Source organism: Acidimicrobiales bacterium (genome assembly GCA_040219515.1).
Taxonomy (GTDB): Bacteria; Actinomycetota; Acidimicrobiia; order Acidimicrobiales; family Aldehydirespiratoraceae; genus JAJRXC01.
In genome coordinates, this window is the sequence record JAVJSI010000014.1 from 31535 (window position 1) to 47657 (window position 16123).

Annotated in this window: 14 protein-coding genes; 10 read left to right on the plus strand and 4 right to left on the minus strand. The window is 69.0% G+C overall.

The features are described from left to right. Positions 1–28 precede the first annotated feature (28 nt). Complete coding sequence (locus RIB98_13480; protein ID MEQ8841987.1) at positions 29–1090, plus strand: NAD-dependent epimerase/dehydratase family protein; 1062 nt, start codon at positions 29–31, stop codon at positions 1088–1090. On the opposite strand, the gene RIB98_13485 is transcribed toward RIB98_13480, so the two are convergent. Beyond that, entirely contained in the window at positions 1067–2428 is a 1362-nt protein-coding gene (locus tag RIB98_13485; GenBank protein ID MEQ8841988.1) for a S1C family serine protease, read from the minus strand. The genes RIB98_13480 and RIB98_13485 overlap by 24 nt on opposite strands. Before the next feature lie 89 nt (positions 2429–2517). Between RIB98_13485 and RIB98_13490 the strand changes: the two genes are divergently transcribed. The 3 genes from RIB98_13490 to RIB98_13500 are packed head-to-tail and all read left to right on the plus strand — an operon-like array spanning position 2518 to position 4226. Continuing rightward, the gene (locus RIB98_13490; GenBank protein MEQ8841989.1) at positions 2518–3000 is read left to right on the plus strand and encodes a molybdenum cofactor biosynthesis protein MoaE; all 483 of its coding nucleotides are present in this window, start codon (positions 2518–2520) and stop codon (positions 2998–3000) included. Continuing rightward, complete coding sequence (locus tag RIB98_13495) at positions 2997–3206, plus strand: hypothetical protein (protein MEQ8841990.1); 210 nt, start codon at positions 2997–2999, stop codon at positions 3204–3206. Before RIB98_13490 ends, RIB98_13495 begins: the two co-directional genes overlap by 4 nt. 3 nt (positions 3207–3209) lie before the next feature. Then, positions 3210–4226: a rod shape-determining protein gene (locus RIB98_13500; protein MEQ8841991.1), complete on the plus strand. Its 1017-nt coding sequence runs from the start codon at positions 3210–3212 to the stop codon at positions 4224–4226. 10 nt (positions 4227–4236) lie between these two features. Here the strand turns inward: RIB98_13500 and RIB98_13505 are convergent, their stop codons facing one another. Then, positions 4237–4839: a HEAT repeat domain-containing protein gene (locus RIB98_13505; protein ID MEQ8841992.1), complete on the minus strand. Its 603-nt coding sequence runs from the start codon at positions 4837–4839 to the stop codon at positions 4237–4239. A gap of 131 nt (positions 4840–4970) precedes the next feature. On the opposite strand from RIB98_13505, the gene RIB98_13510 reads away from it, so the two are divergent. Then, positions 4971–5426 (plus strand): hypothetical protein, encoded by a 456-nt coding sequence (locus RIB98_13510; GenBank protein ID MEQ8841993.1) that lies wholly within the window; start codon positions 4971–4973, stop codon positions 5424–5426. On the opposite strand, the gene RIB98_13515 is transcribed toward RIB98_13510, so the two are convergent. Next, positions 5423–5818, minus strand: coding sequence for a hypothetical protein (locus RIB98_13515; GenBank protein ID MEQ8841994.1), 396 nt, complete (start codon positions 5816–5818; stop codon positions 5423–5425). The genes RIB98_13510 and RIB98_13515 overlap by 4 nt on opposite strands. On the opposite strand from RIB98_13515, the gene RIB98_13520 reads away from it, so the two are divergent. The 5 genes from RIB98_13520 to RIB98_13540 all read left to right on the plus strand — a co-directional run bounded on the left by RIB98_13520 (position 5802) and on the right by RIB98_13540 (position 14582). Then, positions 5802–6959 (plus strand): S16 family serine protease, encoded by a 1158-nt coding sequence (locus tag RIB98_13520; GenBank protein MEQ8841995.1) that lies wholly within the window; start codon positions 5802–5804, stop codon positions 6957–6959. The genes RIB98_13515 and RIB98_13520 overlap by 17 nt on opposite strands. 71 nt (positions 6960–7030) lie before the next feature. Beyond that, the gene (locus RIB98_13525) at positions 7031–8956 is read left to right on the plus strand and encodes a hypothetical protein (protein MEQ8841996.1); all 1926 of its coding nucleotides are present in this window, start codon (positions 7031–7033) and stop codon (positions 8954–8956) included. Between the two features lie 52 nt (positions 8957–9008). Beyond that, complete coding sequence (locus RIB98_13530; GenBank protein MEQ8841997.1) at positions 9009–12053, plus strand: UPF0182 family protein; 3045 nt, start codon at positions 9009–9011, stop codon at positions 12051–12053. A 68-nt stretch (positions 12054–12121) separates the two neighbouring features. Continuing rightward, positions 12122–13705: an alpha-amylase family glycosyl hydrolase gene (locus RIB98_13535; protein ID MEQ8841998.1), complete on the plus strand. Its 1584-nt coding sequence runs from the start codon at positions 12122–12124 to the stop codon at positions 13703–13705. A 229-nt stretch (positions 13706–13934) separates the two neighbouring features. After that, positions 13935–14582: a hypothetical protein gene (locus tag RIB98_13540; protein MEQ8841999.1), complete on the plus strand. Its 648-nt coding sequence runs from the start codon at positions 13935–13937 to the stop codon at positions 14580–14582. Positions 14583–14589: 7 nt separating this feature from the next. Here RIB98_13540 and RIB98_13545 read toward each other — a convergent pair whose 3' ends face one another. Next, entirely contained in the window at positions 14590–16116 is a 1527-nt protein-coding gene (locus RIB98_13545) for an FMN-binding glutamate synthase family protein (protein MEQ8842000.1), read from the minus strand. Between the last annotated feature and the right edge of the window lie 7 nt (positions 16117–16123).

Here is a 16123-nt window from a genome sequence, read left to right on the forward strand (position 1 = left end):
GTCTCGGCCGCCCGGGTACCGGTTCTCGATGACGCGGGTCGTGGTCACCGGCGCGGCGGGAGCGATCGGATCCCGGGTCGTTCGTCGCCTGGTCGAGACGAACGCCGTCACCGAGGTACTCGCCGTCGATCGCGTCGGCACACCGGTGGCACCCGATGTCGAATCGAAGCGGGTCGACCTCGCCGCCGGGCCGCTCGATGCCATCTTCTCGGGCGCCGATGTCGTCGTGCATCTCGCTTCGGCAACCACGCCGGGTCGGCCCGAGCCGGCCGCCGAGGAACTCGACCTGGCCATCACCCGGCGAGTGCTGGACGCAGCCGGCGACGCGCACGTGGGTCAGATCGTCATCCTGTCGACGGCGATGGTCTATGGCGCCTGGGCGGCGAATCCGGTGCCGATCACCGAGGAAGCCGCCGTTCGCCCGAATCCCGATTTCAGTTGGGCCGTGGCCCGCGCCGACGTCGAGAATCTGGCGGCCGAGTGGGGGAGCCGCCACCCCGACGCGGCGGTCGCCATCCTTCGACCGACCGCGATCGTCACCGACGACGACCTCGGCGAACTGGCCCGGGTGCTGCACGCCGCCCGGCTCGGCGTCGCCGCCGACGGTGATCCACCCGTGCAGTACTTGCACATCGACGACCTGGCTGCGGCAGTGGTGATCGCGGTCACCGGCCGTCTCGACGGAGTCGCCAATGTCGCACCCGAGGGTTGGATCCCACCGGACGCGCTGAGCGACCTCGAAGGGCCGAGGCCGCGGCTGCGAGTGCCGTCGTGGGCGGCGCGCGCGGTGGCCGCCCTCCGTTGGCGATTCGGGGTGTCGCCGGTCCCACCCGGAGTGGTGCCCTACACCTCACACAGTTGGGTCGTGTCGAGCGATCGCTTGACCTCCATGGGATGGCGAGCCACTCACTCCAACGAGGAGGCATGGGTCGTGAGCCACGACCCGGGGCCTCTCGATCGTCTGCCCGCCCGTCGCCGGCAGGAACTCGCCTTGGTCGCCTCGATCCTGGTGATCCTCGGCGTGGTGGGCACGGTCGTCGCGATCGTGTGGCGGCTGCGGAAAGGCTCAGGCCTCGACATCGAGGCGTGAGGCCAGTTCGACCCGGCAGCTCACGCGGTCGCCGTCTCGCACGACGATGACGTCGATGCTGTCGCCGGGGTCGTAGGAGCGCAGGGTGGCGACCATGGCCGCCATGCTCTCGATGACGTGGTGATCGATCACGGTGACGAGATCGCCGTCGACCATGCCGCCGACCGCGGCCGGACCCTCGGGGCTCACGAACGTCACGAGTGAACCCGGGTCGTCGATCTGATCCGCGACATTCGGATCGCGGGCGGTGACGCCGAGCCATGGGTGTGTCGCCCATCCGAGATCGATGATCTCGTCGGCGACCTCGCGGGCGAGTTCGATCGGGATGAAGGCGGCCGGGGCGTCGTCGGCGGTGGCCGTCGTGATGCCCACGACCTGACCGTTGACGGCATAGGCCGGGCTCCCCGGTGGAACATCGCCGATTCGACCGTCGAGCTCGACGATGCCGACCATCGGGTCGCCGTTCACCTTCGCGGAGGTCGACGCTTCGGCGACCACGCGTTGGGTCGAGAGACCACCGTGACGGGTGGCCATGTTGACCTCGTCGCCCTCGGACACCGCTGCATCGACGAGGTCGACGCCGGGGGAGGAGGTGTCGATGCGGATCACGCCGACTCCGGTGACGACATCGTGACCGACGACGGTGCCGGTCGCCCGGGCGTCGCCCCACGACACGACCACCTCGGTGGTGTCGCCGAGGGCGTCGCCGCTGGTGGCGAGATAGCCGTCGCGAACGGTCAGGGCTCCGGCAAGCGGCTCGTCGCCCTCGACCGCGTAGACGAGGATCGCATCCGGCTCGGCCGGATCGAGATCCGCGGCATCCGTGTCATCCGATCCCGGCTCGGTGGCCACCGGGCCGGGATCGGCGTCGACGGGCAGCGAAGTGGGTACGGGCGTGGCGGGCGTGGTGGCGTCGGGGGACAGATCGTCGTCGGCGGCGTCGTCGAGTGAGGCGGGATCGGCCGGGGTGGCATCGGGAGGCTCCGTGTCGAGCCCGGCGTCGGCCGTCGTCGCGTCGGTTGCAGCACTTTCCGTGCCGGGGTCGCGGGATGCCTCGCCACCTTCGGTGTCGATGCTGGCGAGACCGTCGGCGGGGTCGGCCTCGGCTCGCACCCCGGCATCGCCGGCACCTCGTTGGGAGATCCACACCAGCCCGGTGACCACCAGCACACCACCGGCGAGCGTGGCGCCGGCCCTCAGACGACGCACCCTCCGACGGACGATGTCGGCCCGGCGGGCGGCCATGGCGACCTCGGCCGGGTGACGCCAGATCCGGTCGTCGGGCGGCAGGGGTCCACGGCCGACCGGCTCCTCGGCATCGTCTTCCCCGTATCCCACGAAGGGTGAGCGTACCGATTGGCTTCCGTCTGGGGGGCGCGGCCCGGTCCCGAGGTTGGCCGGCCCGTCGGTGGCCCTACAATTCTCCCGTGCTCAACCCGCCCGCCGACGCCGACGACTGGCTCGCGCTCACCGAGGCACCGCTGCCGGTGGGTGCGGCCGCCGACTGGGCTGTCCTTCCACGGTGCGGTGCGCTGGTGTTGTTCAGCGGTACCGCGCGCGATCACGCGCCCGGGCGGGACGGTGTCGAGATGCTCGAATACGAGGCCTACGAGGCCCACGTCGTCCCTCGCCTGGCCGAGATCGTCAGGCGCATGCGCGACGAATGGCCGACCCTGGGCCGAGTGGCGCTGCTGCATCGCATCGGTTCGGTCCCGGTGGGCGAGTCGTCGGTGGTCGTCGTCGCGTCCTCGCCGCACCGCCCGGAAGCGTTCGCCGCAGCCCGCTTCGGCATCGACACGCTGAAGGCATCGGTTCCCATCTGGAAGCGCGAGCGGTGGCGCGACGGCGAGTCATGGGGCCTCGAGGCGCAGCACATCACCGATGTCGACGGACTCGAGGTCGAGAGATGAACACCGCCGCAGTGTTCCTGGTCGTCGCGGCGCTCGCTGCGGTGGCCGGCTCGCTGATCCTGTACTTCGGTCATCGCGTCCGCCGACCGGGTCCGCCGGACTTCCAAGAACAACTCCGTGCGCTCGCTCCGCAGAACCCGAAGCGGCCGGCTGAGCGGCAGAGCGGTATCGTGCCCTACGAGTCCGGTCCCGAAGAGGAGCACTGAACCCTGGCAAGAGACCTGGCGATCGACTTGGGCACCGCGAACACGCTCGTGTACGCCCGCGGCGAAGGCATCGTGCTCAACGAGCCGTCCGTGATCGCGCTCAACAGCAGGAACGGTGAAGTGCTGGCGATGGGCCACGAGGCCTGGCAGATGATCGGTCGCACACCGAGCTACATCGTTGCCGTGCGGCCCCTTCGCAAAGGGGCGATCACCGACTTCGACGTGACCCAGCGGATGATCCGGCTCCTCCTGCAGCGAGTCGGCGTCAGCCGACTGAACCGGCCCCGCGTGGTGATCTGCGTGCCGTCGGCCATCACTGCGGTCGAACGACGGGCTGTCACCGAGGCGGCCAAGCGCGCCGGTGCAGCCGATGCGCGGCTCATCGAGCAGCCGGTCGCTGCGGCGATCGGCGCCGACCTTCCGATCAACGAACCCATCGGCAACATGGTGATCGACATCGGCGGCGGCACCACGGAAACGGCCCTGATCTCATTGGGCGGCGTCGTCGCGCTCGAAGCGGTTCGGGTCGGGTCGTTCGACATCGACAATGCGATCCAGGGCTATGTCCGTCGCGAGTACGGGATCGCCGTCGGCGAACGCACCGCGGAGGAGATCAAGATCGTTCTCGGGTCGGCGGCCGTCACCGAGAACGAGGTCAACGCCGAGGTCCGCGGCCGTGAGCTCATGAGCGGACTTCCCAAGACCGTCATCCTCACCCCGGGCGAGATTCGCGTGGCGATCGACGAGCCGGTCACCGCAATGGTCGACTCCGTGCTCTCGTGCCTCGCCCAGGCGCCGCCCGAACTCGCCCAGGACCTGATCGTGCAGGGCATTCACCTCGTCGGTGGCGGCGGCATGCTCAAGGGCATGGACGCGCGGCTGTCCAAGGAGGCCGAGGTCGAGGTGCGATTGGTCGATTCGCCACTCGAGGCGGTGGCCTACGGTGCCGGCCGCGTGATCGAACACTACGAGTCGGTCCAGGCGATGTTCATGGAGGGTGGCAGCAGCTCTCGTCGCTGACCGTTGGTGCTCAGTCGACCGGACCGAGGAGTTCGTCGACGGCATCGCGCACCTGGCGATCACGGTCGTTGCGGGCTCGCGTCCAGGCCGCCTCCACCTCGGGCCCTTCGAATGCGACGAGCGCAATGACGGCCCGTCGTCGAATCGCGGGCTTGTCCTGGGTGGCCTGCAGCACTGCGGGTAGGCCGCGGTCGTCGCCGATCGCACCGAGCGCCGCGACGGCAGCCTCGCGGGCGAGGGGGTCCTCATGACGGCCGGCGACCGCGGCGAGGGCATCGATGACGGCGGGGGTGTCATCGGCTCGTTCCCCGAGTGCCCAGGCGGCCGACTCGACGACCATCGGGTCCGGGTCGTCGAGCAGCCGATCGATCGGCGGCCGATCTCGGGGCGCGGCCAGTTCGAGCGCGGCGATACGCACCGCAGGGTCCGGGTCGACCAACGCGGCGAGCAGCGGTGCCTCGTCCAACTCGCCCAGCCGTTCGAGTGCCCGGAGCGCGGCGATGCGAACCGGCCCGTTCTCGTCGCTCAGCGCTCCACGGGCGGTGGCCGGGTCGCCGGTGTGGCCGGCCACCCCCACCAGCCGGCGGCGTTGGGCACTCGACGGCGTCGTCACGTCGGCAGTGTACTCGTGGGGTGGTGCCCGGTCGCTCGTCACGGTGGTGTCCGGTGAGCCCTCGAAACCCTCAACAAGCCCGCCCCGGTGCCGACGGGATGGAACGGAACCCCTCGCGAAGGAACAGCTCGATGAGTCACATCGTGATCCACGACGACAACGACGACGTCACTCACTACGTCGAGTTCGACGACGTGCAGGAAGCCGCGTCGTACCTCGAGGAACTGGTCACCGACGACGAGGGGACCAACGCCCGCCTGTTCGCGCTCGAGCCCGTGCAGTTCGCCGTCAAGTCCTACGTCCGGATCGAGATCGGCGCAGCCGACACGACGTCCGCCACCACGGCGACCGCAGCGCAAGTAGTGCCGGCCCGCGCCGACGCGGCTCAGGCGGCCGACGACTACACCGCCGACGAGAACCCGATCGTCGATGGCGAGGTCTTCACCGACGAACCGGACGACGAGGTGATCGAGTACGTCGAGGCGTCGGTCGTGCCGGTCGACCCGTTCGCACCCGATGAGGTCGGCACGCGCCGCAGCGACGAATCCCCGGCCGGTGATTCCCGCCGGGGCCTCTTCGGCCGCTAGGCGATCGCCTGCTCGAGCAGGAACCCCGCGGCCAGCACCATCACGCCGATGGTCGCCGCGAGCATCACGCCGATGGTGACGATGATGGCGGACAGGACGATGAAGGCACGTACGCGCTCCCAGACCCGTACATAGGCCCGCCGTCCGACCTCGGGGCGTTCGATGCCGCGCCGCACGATGCCGAGGGCTCGAAGCGAGTCCATGACGATCGACGTGTCGTCGTCCTTCTCGAGACGGAGCATGGCGACGATCGACCCGGGCGACCGCGGCGAGAGCCTGGTGTCGATACGCCGCACCACCATGGCAGGCTGAAGCAGCCACGGCAGACGACCGCTGCCGGAGAAGACTCCCGCCACAAGGACGAGCACGAGCAAGATGAACGAGGAGAGCACGTCGCCGGAGATAATACCGCCCGCTCAGGGACCGGCGGCGCGCGCCCTCTCCCGGGTTCGGGCCTCGTCGTTCGCCTGGAAGATGGTCACGGTGGTGATCGCCACGGCGGCCGCGGTCATGCTCAGCGCGGTCATACCCGCTCGCGGCCTTGCCGCGATCGTGCCGGGTCGGGCGTTGATCGACGACGACACCGTCGCGCAGAAGCCGGGTTCGGCCAACCCGACAGCCACCCGGGTCTCGATCGCGGCCGATGGTCTCGACGACCCCGATGGCTCGATCCTCTTCACCACCGTGCAGCTCGATACCAGCATCTCCGTCTTCGATTGGCTCAGCAGCGAGGTCGACGACGACATCGACCTTCGGCGGCGCAGCGACGTGCTCGGCGACAGGACCGACGTCGACAATCGTGAGATCAACCTCGAGATGATGCAGGTCTCGAAGGACAACGCCGTCGTGGCGGCGCTGGAGTACCTCGGTATCCCCGTCTTCGACGAGACCGGGCTCGGCATCGACACCGTGCGCGACGACGGCCCGGCTCAGGGTGTGTTGGTCGCGGGCGATGTCATCGTTGCTGTCGATGGTGTTCCCATCACGGGGTTCGCGTCGCTCCAGGATGTCCTGGCGACTGCGGCGCCCGGCGACGTCGGGGTGATCACGGTGGAGAAGTTCGACACGCTCGAACGCCGTGTCGTCGAACTCGCGTGGGGCGAACACCCCGACCGGCCCGGCGATGCCTACATCGGTGTGAACATCGTGCCGCGGCAGGAGGAACTCCCGCTTCCCTTCGAGGTCGAGATCGACTCGGGCAGCATCGGTGGCCCCTCCGCAGGCCTCGCGTTCTCCCTCACGATCCTGGATCTGCTGACCGATGGCGACCTCACCGGTGGACTCGACGTCGCGGTCACCGGCACCATCGCGATCGACGGCACCGTCGGTCCCGTCGGCGGTTCGGGGCAGAAGGCGGCGGCCGCGCGTGACGCCGGGGCGGCAGCCTTCATCGTGCCGCTCGACATGGTTCCGATCGCCGCCCCCCACGCCGGCGACATGCCGGTGATCGGCGTCTCGACCCTCGAAGAAGCGCTCGGTGTCCTGGCCGATCTGGGCGGCGACCCCGCGTCGCAGGAACTCATCGTCCGCTGAGGGTCTCGGCGCGACCGCGCGGTGAAGGGGGATACCCACGTGGTGGCCCTTGCACTCATACGATCGGGCTTGTGAATTCGCCTGCAGATGAGTTCGACCCGGCGTATCTCGAGTCGGCGTCGTTCGAAGTGGTTCGCCGGGGTTTCGATCCCACGGCGGTACGCGGCGAGCTTCAGCGCGCCGCCCAGGAGATCCGACGCCTGCGAATCGACCGCGATGCACTGGCCGGTCGCCTCGCCGAGTTCGACGGTGTCAGCCCCGAGCGCATCGAGGCCCATCGGGTTGCCGAGGCGCTCGGCGTCGAGGCGACCCAGGTGATCGAGGCCGCGCACTCCGCCGCCCGGGACCGGGCCGATCGGGCCGAGCGCGAGGCCGAGGCCGTGCGCGACGAAGCCATCGCGGCGGCGGAGGCCACTCGCACCGAAGCCCAGGCTGCTCGCGAAGCGACACTGGAGGCCGCCCAGCGCGAAGCCGAGGCGTTGGTCGAGGACGGGCGGGTGCGCGGCCGTGACATGGTCGCCGAAGCCCAGACCGTGCGCGAGAGGATGCTGCGCGACCTGGCTCGCAAGCGCCAGACCGGTCGGGCCCAGGTCGAGCAACTCCGCGCCGGCCGGGACCGCCTGCTCGAGTCGTTGACCATCACCCAGCAGAGTCTCGACACCGCAGTGGTCGATCTCGTGAACTCGGTACCCGAAGCGCGTGCCGCGGCCGAGCGAGCCGGACTCCGCGTCACCTCCGAGGCCACGCCGACGACCGACGAGTTGGAGGCGGAGATCCAGGCTGCCCGTCTCGTCGGCCACCCCCTGGTCGACGACATCGTCGACAGTGGGAACGTCGAGGACACCTTCACCACCGGCGAGATGGAAGCGCTGACCCACCTCGATGTCCTGGCGGGCGAAGACGAGATCGACGCGCCGGCGGCGCCCGTCGCTGTCGAGGCCGAGAACGAGGACGACGAGGACATCCAGGCCGACGCTGCCGATGACGCCGAGGCCACGGACGCCGACGAGGGACCCGATGTCACCGCCGATGACCCCGAAGGCGACGTCGCCGTCGCCGTCGCCGAGGTCGCCGCCGAGTTCGAGGAAGAGTTGACGCCGGCCGAGTTCGCCGCCCAGTTCGAACCCGACCCGGCCGAATTCGCCGCCGAGTCCGTGGTCGACGACACCGAGGGCGACACTCCCTACGATGTCGAGGCCGAAGACGACAGTCCTGAAGAGGACAGCCCCGACGACGACACTCCCGACGACGACACTCCAGAAGACGACAGTGCCGAGGACGTGTTCGCGAAGCTCCGCTCGGCCCAGGAGTCCACCCCCGAACCCGAGCCCGAGCCCGAACCCGAACCGGAGCCCGAACCCGAACCGGCGCCGGAACCCGAAGGGCTGGACGAGGCCCGGGCCGCTGCGCGCAGGCGAGCGGCGGACACAGCGGCGAAGGCGATGAAGAAGGTGCTGGTCGAAGAGCAGGGCACCCTGCTCGACGGCATACGGCGCAGCGGCGCCGACGCAGTGGGCGTGGTCATCGACGACGCCGCCGCGCATCGGTCGCCCTACGAGAAGGCGGCCGCTTCGGCCCTGAAGGACCTGGCAGGCGAACTCGGTGGGTCCAAGCGCATGGGGCTCGGCGACGCCAACGCCCAGCTCGAGACGATCGCGCTCGCCCCGGTGCGGCAACGGTTGCGAGAGGTGGCCGACCGGATCGAGGATCCCGACGAGCTGTCCGACACCGTTCGGGCGCTCTACCGAGAGTCGCGCAGCCGGCGCATCGACGAGGCCGCAGCAGCTGCCGCGGTCGCCGTCGACGGCTTGGTCGCGCTTGCCACGGTCAGCGGCTCGGTCGTGTGGAACATGGTGGACGGCGGGCCGTGCGGGCCGGACTGCGCGGACAACGCGCTCGCGGGTGCGGTTCCCGTCGGCGAGGAGTTCCCCACCGGCGACCGACATCCTCCCGCGCACCCGGCGTGCACGTGCTGGCTCGAACCGGCCGACGACTGATTCACCGCCTCGACTCTTACTGGCGCCGACCGGCCGATAGTCTCCTGAAACGATGCGCGCCGCCGATGACCTGCCCCGCCGCGAAACCAGCCGTCTGAGCGGTCGCGCCCGGGTGGTGGGCGTGGTGGTCGTCGTCGCGCTGCTGTTCCTGGCCGCCTCGCTGTCGGGTATCGCCGGCTTCTACACCGACTACCTCTGGTTCGACTCGCTCGGTCGCGCGTCGCTGTGGCGTCAGGTCCTGGGTGCGAAGGTGGCGCTCACCGCGATCTTCGGTGGCCTGTTCTTCGTCTTCATGTGGCTCAACCTGTTCCTCACCGACCGAGCGGCCCCCACGTTCCGCCCCGCCGGTCCCGAGGAAGAACTGCTGGCCCGCTACCACGACATCGTGTCCGGTAGGAAAGGACTCCTGCGCACCGGGGTCGCTGCCGTGTTCGCGCTGGTCGCGTCGGCCGGCGTCTCGAGCCATTGGGAGGAGTGGCTGCTCTTCACCAACCGGCAGGACTTCGGCATCGACGACGAACAGTTCGGTGTCGACATCGGTTTCTACGTCTTCCAGCTGCCGTTCCTGAGCTTCGTGGTCGGGTGGGCCTTCGCCAGCTTCGTCATCATCTTCATCCTCACTGCGATCAGCCACTACCTGAACGGGTCGATCCGGGTCACTGCGGTGGCCGGCAGCCGGGCCACGCCCGCCGTGAAGGTGCACCTGTCGGTCATCCTCGCCGTCCTCGCCCTCATCAAGGCCGCCGACTACTGGCTCGACCGCTACGAACTCACCGTGTCCGATCGTGGCGTCGTCGATGGCGCGCTCTACACCGATGTCAACGCACAGCTCCCGGCCATCTACCTGTTGATCGCCATCTCCTTGTCGGCGGTCGTGCTCCTCGTGATCAACCTGCGGCTCCGGGGCTGGACCATGCCGGTACTGGCCGTGGGCCTCTGGGCATTCACCGCCATCGTCGTCGGCGGGATCTATCCGACGTTCGTGCAGCGGTTCCAGGTCGAGCCCAACGAGACCGCCCGCGAGGCCGAGTTCGTGGCCCGCAACATCGAAGCCACGACGTTCGCCTTCGGACTCGACGCCGTGCAGGTGCAGGAGTTCGACTACACCGACGAACTCACGGCCGACCAGATCCGCAACGCCCAGGCGACGGTGGCCAACGCCCGTCTCCTGGATCCGGTCGCCGTACACCCCACGTTCGAGCGCGAACAGACCGAGCGCGACTTCTACCGTTTCGTCGGCGTCGACACCGACCCGAGTGATCCCGAGGTCGGCATCTCTCTCGACACCGACCGCTACATGGTCGACGGCGAGTTGCGTCAGGTCGTACTCGGTGCTCGAGAGCTCAGTCTCGACGAAAACCTGAGTTGGGAACGCGAGCACGTTCGTCTCACCCACGGCTACGGCCTGGCCATGGCGACGGCCAACACGCCCACCAGTTCGGGGAGTCCCGACTTCATCGTGTCGAGCCTGCCGACGGCGGTGGATGACTCGTTGGCGGTCACGATCGAGCAGCCGCAGATCTATCACGGCGAGGATCTCGGCGGCTACGCGCTGGTCGACACGACCGTCCAGGAAACGGACTACGTCGACAGCCAGACCGGTGCCGATGTGCCGTTCGAATACGACGGCGTCGGTGGCGTCGAGATGGGCTCGTTCCTCCGCAAGGCAGCATTCGCGCTGCGCTTTCAGCAGATCGATCCGCTCATCTCGAACTTCGTCGACGGTGACACCCGCATCATCTACAACCGTGATGTCCACAATCGAGTCGCGGCGCTGGCCCCGTTCCTCGACTTCGACGCCGACGCCTACCCCGTCATCGTCGACGGCGGCATCCACTACGTGATCGACGCGTACACCACCACCGACCGCTTCCCCTACAGCCAGGAGAGCGAGAACGGCCGTATCAGCGAAGGCGGTCTGTCCGGCACATCGTTCAACTACGTCCGCAACTCGGTGAAGGCCGTGGTCGATGCCTACGACGGCACGGTTCGGTTCTACGTGATGCCGGTCGACGACCCCATCATCAGGGCCTGGCAGGACGCGTTCCCCGATCTGTTCTCCGACTTCGACGAGATGCCGACCGAACTGCGAGACCACCTTCGCTACCCGCAGGACCTGTTCCGAGTGCAGACCAACATGTTCGCCCGCTACCAGGTCGAGGATCCCGCGGCGCTGATCATCAATCAGCTTGCGTGGGACGTCGCCCAGGATCCCGGACGTACCGTCCGCGCCGGTGGCACCGAGGAGACCAACACCGATGAGTTCGGGGTCCAGACCACCAGCGAACGTCGTGTCAAGCCCTACTACTCGCTGATGCAGCTTCCCGGCGAGGACGAGGTGTCCTTCGTCAACCTCCGCACGTTCGTGCCCTTCGACGAGGCCGATGAACGCAAGGAGCTCGAGGCGTTCATGATCGGCGAGACGAGATCCGACGGGTCGTCGCGCCTCGTCAGCTACGAGATGAACAGCGCGGCGGCACCAGGTCCCGTGCTCGTGGCCACGAGCATCGCCCAGAACGAGGAGATCGCCCAGCTCCTCACCCTGCTCAACGACACCGGCTCGAAGGTCGAGTTCAGCGACGTGTTGTTGCTGCCCATCGACAATGCGATTCTGTGGGTGCGGTCGCTCTACGTGGCCGCCGACGGCACCAGTGTGCCGACACTCGAGAAGGTGATCGTGTCGGTCGGCGAAGGCGAACAGCTCGCCATCGGCTCGACGCTGGCGGAAGCCCTGTCCAATCTGTTCCCCGGCGAAGAGTTCGGCGACATCCTCGATCGCACCGCCGGTGGCATCGTCCAGCCCGATCCGGTCGAGCCGGACGAGCCGGTCGATCCGGTGGAGCCGGTGGATCCCGTGGAGCCGGTGGAGCCGGTGGATCCGCCGACCGACGACGGTCAGCCCGAGACGCTCGAGGACCTGATCGTGGAGATCGACGAGCTCTGGCGGCAGTCCAACGACGCCCTGGCGCAGGACCCGCCCGATCGAGTCGCGTCGGCCGAGGCGCTCGCCCGCATCGACGAACTCCTCGCGCTCAGCCGTTCCTTCACCGACACCGAATTACCGGAGCCCGTGGATCCCGGCGAGGTCGAGAGCTGAGTCGTCGCGAGCTCCTCGCCGAGCTCTACGGCGCGGCTGCCGCCGGCATCGCCGATCGACTCGATGTCATGGTCGCCGCGGCGACGCGGTCGCCGCGGCTACCCAGGTGGTCCGAGCGTGACGCGTGGCTCATCTGCTATCCCGACCAGTTCGGCTCGTCCGGACTGCGTGGGGTGCGAGAGGTCGCGCGGGAACTGGCGCCGGAGATCAACGGCGTGCACGTTCTGCCGTTCCACCCCTCGTCGAGCGACGGTGGTTTCAGTGTGCAGGACTACGCCATGGTCGACCCCGCGGTCGGATCGTGGGACGACGTCAGTGCACTCGCCACCGACACACGGTTGATGGCCGATGCCGTCATCAACCATGTCTCGGCCGAGGGCGTGTGGTTCCGTGCCCATCTGGCCGGAGATCCCGACGTCGCCGACTTCTTCCGCGTGGTGGCACCCGGCACCGATCTCACCTCGGTGACCCGGCCGCGCCCCGGTCCACCGGTGACCGTTTTCTCCCGCGCCGATGGCACCGCCGCCGACTACTGGACCACCTTCAGCGCCGACCAGGTCGACCTCGACTATCGATCGCCCGACGTGCTGCTCGCCGTGTTCGCCGCCGTGTTCCGCCTGGTGGTCGCCGGAGCCTCGGCCGTGCGCCTCGACGCGGTCGCCTACATCGGCAAGGACCCGGCGACGAGCTCGATCCACCTTCCTGGGGCGCACACGGTGGTGGCGTTGTTGCGATCCTGCCTCGATGAGATCGACCCCGGGGTGGTGCTCATCACGGAGACGAACGTGCCCCACGCCGACAACGTCGGCTACCTCGGCAGCGAGGCCCGCCCCGAGGCCCACGCCATCTATCAGTTCACCCTGGCACCCCTGATCCTGCACGCGCTGCACACCGGCGACGCCGGCCCGCTGATGCGGTGGGCCGCCGGCATCGAGGCGCGGCCGCGCACCAGCGCGCTGAACTTCCTGGCGAGCCACGACGGCGTGGGCGTGCGCCCGGCCAAGGGCTGGTTGTCCGCCGAACAGATCGCAGACCTTGCGGCTCGCTGTGTCGAGGCCGGCGGCGTGGTGAACGAAGCGGCCACCGTTGCGGGCAACGAGCCCTACGAACTGGCGGCGACGTGGCGATCGCTGTGCGAGGTGGGTGAGGGCGGACCGTTCAGCACGGAGCAGATCGCCGACCGGATGGTGGCCTCGCACTCGCTGGCGTTCGCGCTCGCCGGTGTCCCGTTGGTCTACGTGCACTCCCTCGTTGCCTCGGTCAACGACCGGACCCGGTTCGAGGGCAGCGGGGTGCCGAGAGATCTCAACCGCGGCCGGTTCGACTCGCCGGCGGCGTTTCGCGAACGGCGGGAAACCGACCCGGTCGGCGGCATCGTCTGGCCGAGACTGCGCGAGATGTTGGCGTGGCGCGGCGCGTCGCCAGCGTTTCATCCCGAGGCCGGGCAACGGTTGATCGACTCACCCGACGGCGTGGTCGGCGTGCATCGGTCCGCCGGTGACGACGCCGCCCTCGTGCTCGTCAACCTCTCGGGTGAAACCCAGTCGGTCTCCGCCGGTGACGGTTGGTGCGACCGTAGTGACGGCCGGGCGGTGCGCGCGGTCGTGGAGCTGGCCCCCTGGACGACCCGCTGGCTTGTGTCAGCACCCTGACGTCCGCTGCGTCGCCTCGGTGACATCTCGTTGTGTTCGATTCCGACACAATGAAATTCGTTCCGGGGCGGCGATCCGGGAACGCCGGTGTGGGGCGCGGCGGCCTCCACCGGTTTCTCGTGACATCGGGTCTCTCTCCGGAGAGGCCCGATCTCGCGTCCATCGCTGCGCACTCGGCGTCCGATCCCCCGACTACCGTTGTGCCGAACCATCCCTGGAGGTTTCTGCCGTGCACCGTTCCCCCACGCCCGCCCGCCCGCCCGAGCGTCGTTCACGTCCGTTCCTGCTCGTTGTGCTCGCCCTGTTGGCGCTGTTCGCGGCCGCCTGCGGCGACGATTCCGGGGATGCGGGCAGCGGCGACGGCGCGGGTGGCGAGACCACCGATGACACCTCGTCCTCCACCACACTGCCGTCGACCACCGCGCCGATCCCCGAGAGCGGTGAGGCACTCGACGTGATCCAGCTCAACATCGTGGAGTTCGGTGACGAGACTGCGGCGGGCTTCATCGAGATCGTGAACACGGGGGCCGAGAGCGTCTCCCTCGCCGGCGTCAATGTCTGCCAGTCCACCGTTTGCGTGGATCTGGCCGATGTCGCCGAGACCCTCGGCGCCGGCGAGGCCCTCCAGGTGCCGGCCGAAACGGTCGGGGGTCTCAATGTCGCCGGCGGTGAGGTGTCCGTGCACAGCGGCACCGACACCGCGTCGGCTGATGCGCTGCTGTCCTACGTGCAATGGGGCAGTGGCGGCTACGCCACCGCGGCGGTCGCGGTCGAGGCGGGCCTGTGGCCGTCGGTCGACGACTTCGTCACGCCCGACCCGGCCTACACCTCGATCGAATCCGGCGGCTTCGCGGCCGACCCCGAGGGCTGGAGCTGACAGCCGCTCAGTCGGCGAGCGTCGCGGCGAGCCGATTGCGGCGATCGTCGTCGTACCAGCGGGTGTCCAGACGGAGGGCCTCGCCGGCGTCCACGAGATGGCCGTCGGCACCGCGGATGGCGATCTGGTCGAGCCGGATCAGGCTCGGGTGCAGGACCCCCATCGCGTGACACAGGGCGCGAAGGTCGTGGCGGAATGATCGGATGTAGCCCGCGGCACGGACGGACTTGTCGGTGGGGTCGAGGCCGCGGGTGAGGCGCGGTGACTGGGTGGCCACGCCGGTCGGGCAGTGGCCGGTGTGACACTTCTGGGCCTGGATGCAGCCGACCGCCAGCATCGCTTCGCGGCCGACGTTGATCAGATCGACCCCCATCGCCATCGCGATTGCGGCGTCGGGTACGAACCCGAGCTTTCCTGCACCGATGAAGGTCACGTCGTGGTGCAGGTCGCGACGGGCGAACGCATCGAACACGACGGGGAAGGCGTCGCGAAACGGCAGGGCCACGTGGTCGGAGAACACGAGCGGCGCGGCACCGGTACCCCCTTCGCCGCCGTCGACGGTGACGAAGTCGGGCCCGCGGTCCTTCGTCGCCATCTCGGCTGCCAACTCGTCCCAGAACCGCGGGTCGCCGACGGCGCTCTTGACCCCGACGGGCACGCCAGTGGCGTCGGCGATGCGCTCGACGAAGTCGATGAGACCGGCGATGTCGTTGAAGTCCACGTGTCGGCTCGGACTGTGGACGGTCACACCCACCGGCACACCGCGAGCCGCGGCGATCTCCCTGGTCACCTTCGGTGCGGGGAGCACACCACCGAGGCCGGGCTTGGCGCCCTGACTCAGCTTCACCTCGATGGCCTTCACCTGGGTGTCGGCCATGGACTCGAGCAACGCATCGATCGAGAAGCGACCATCCGCATCGCGGGCGCCGAAGAGACCGGTGCCGATCTGGAAGACGAGATCACCGCCGCACCGGTGATGGCTGCTGATGCCCCCCTCGCCGGTGTTGTGGAGGCAACCCGCCAGCGACGCACCACGGTTGAGCGCCTCGACGGCCGGGCCGGAGAGGGAGCCGAAGCTCATCGCCGAGATGTTGATGATCGAGGCCGGTCGGAACGCGCCGGGTCGACCATTGCGCTCGCCGATGACCTTGGCCGAGGCGAGGTCGCTCAGCGGTTCCCGGTGGGCGACGCCGGCCCCGGTCTCGTCGTCACCGAGAGGAAACGGCGCGTGGCGAAAGATCGGGTAGCCGGGCGCGTCGAGTCGGTTGTCGGTGCCGAAGCCGAAGTAGGAGTTCTCCCCTTTGGCGTTCGAGTAGACCCACCGACGCTGATCCCGGCTGAAGGGCCGTTCCTCGTCGTTGTCGGTGACGATGTACTGCCGGAGTTCGGGTCCCAGCCGTTCGAGGAGGTAGCGGAAGTGGCCGACCACCGGAAAGTTGCGGAGGATCGCGTGACGGGTCTGCGTCAGGTCGTGGATCGCAATGACGACGAGCAGGCCCGCCAGCGCGAGAAGGGTCCACAGCCACCAGGACATCGCCCGC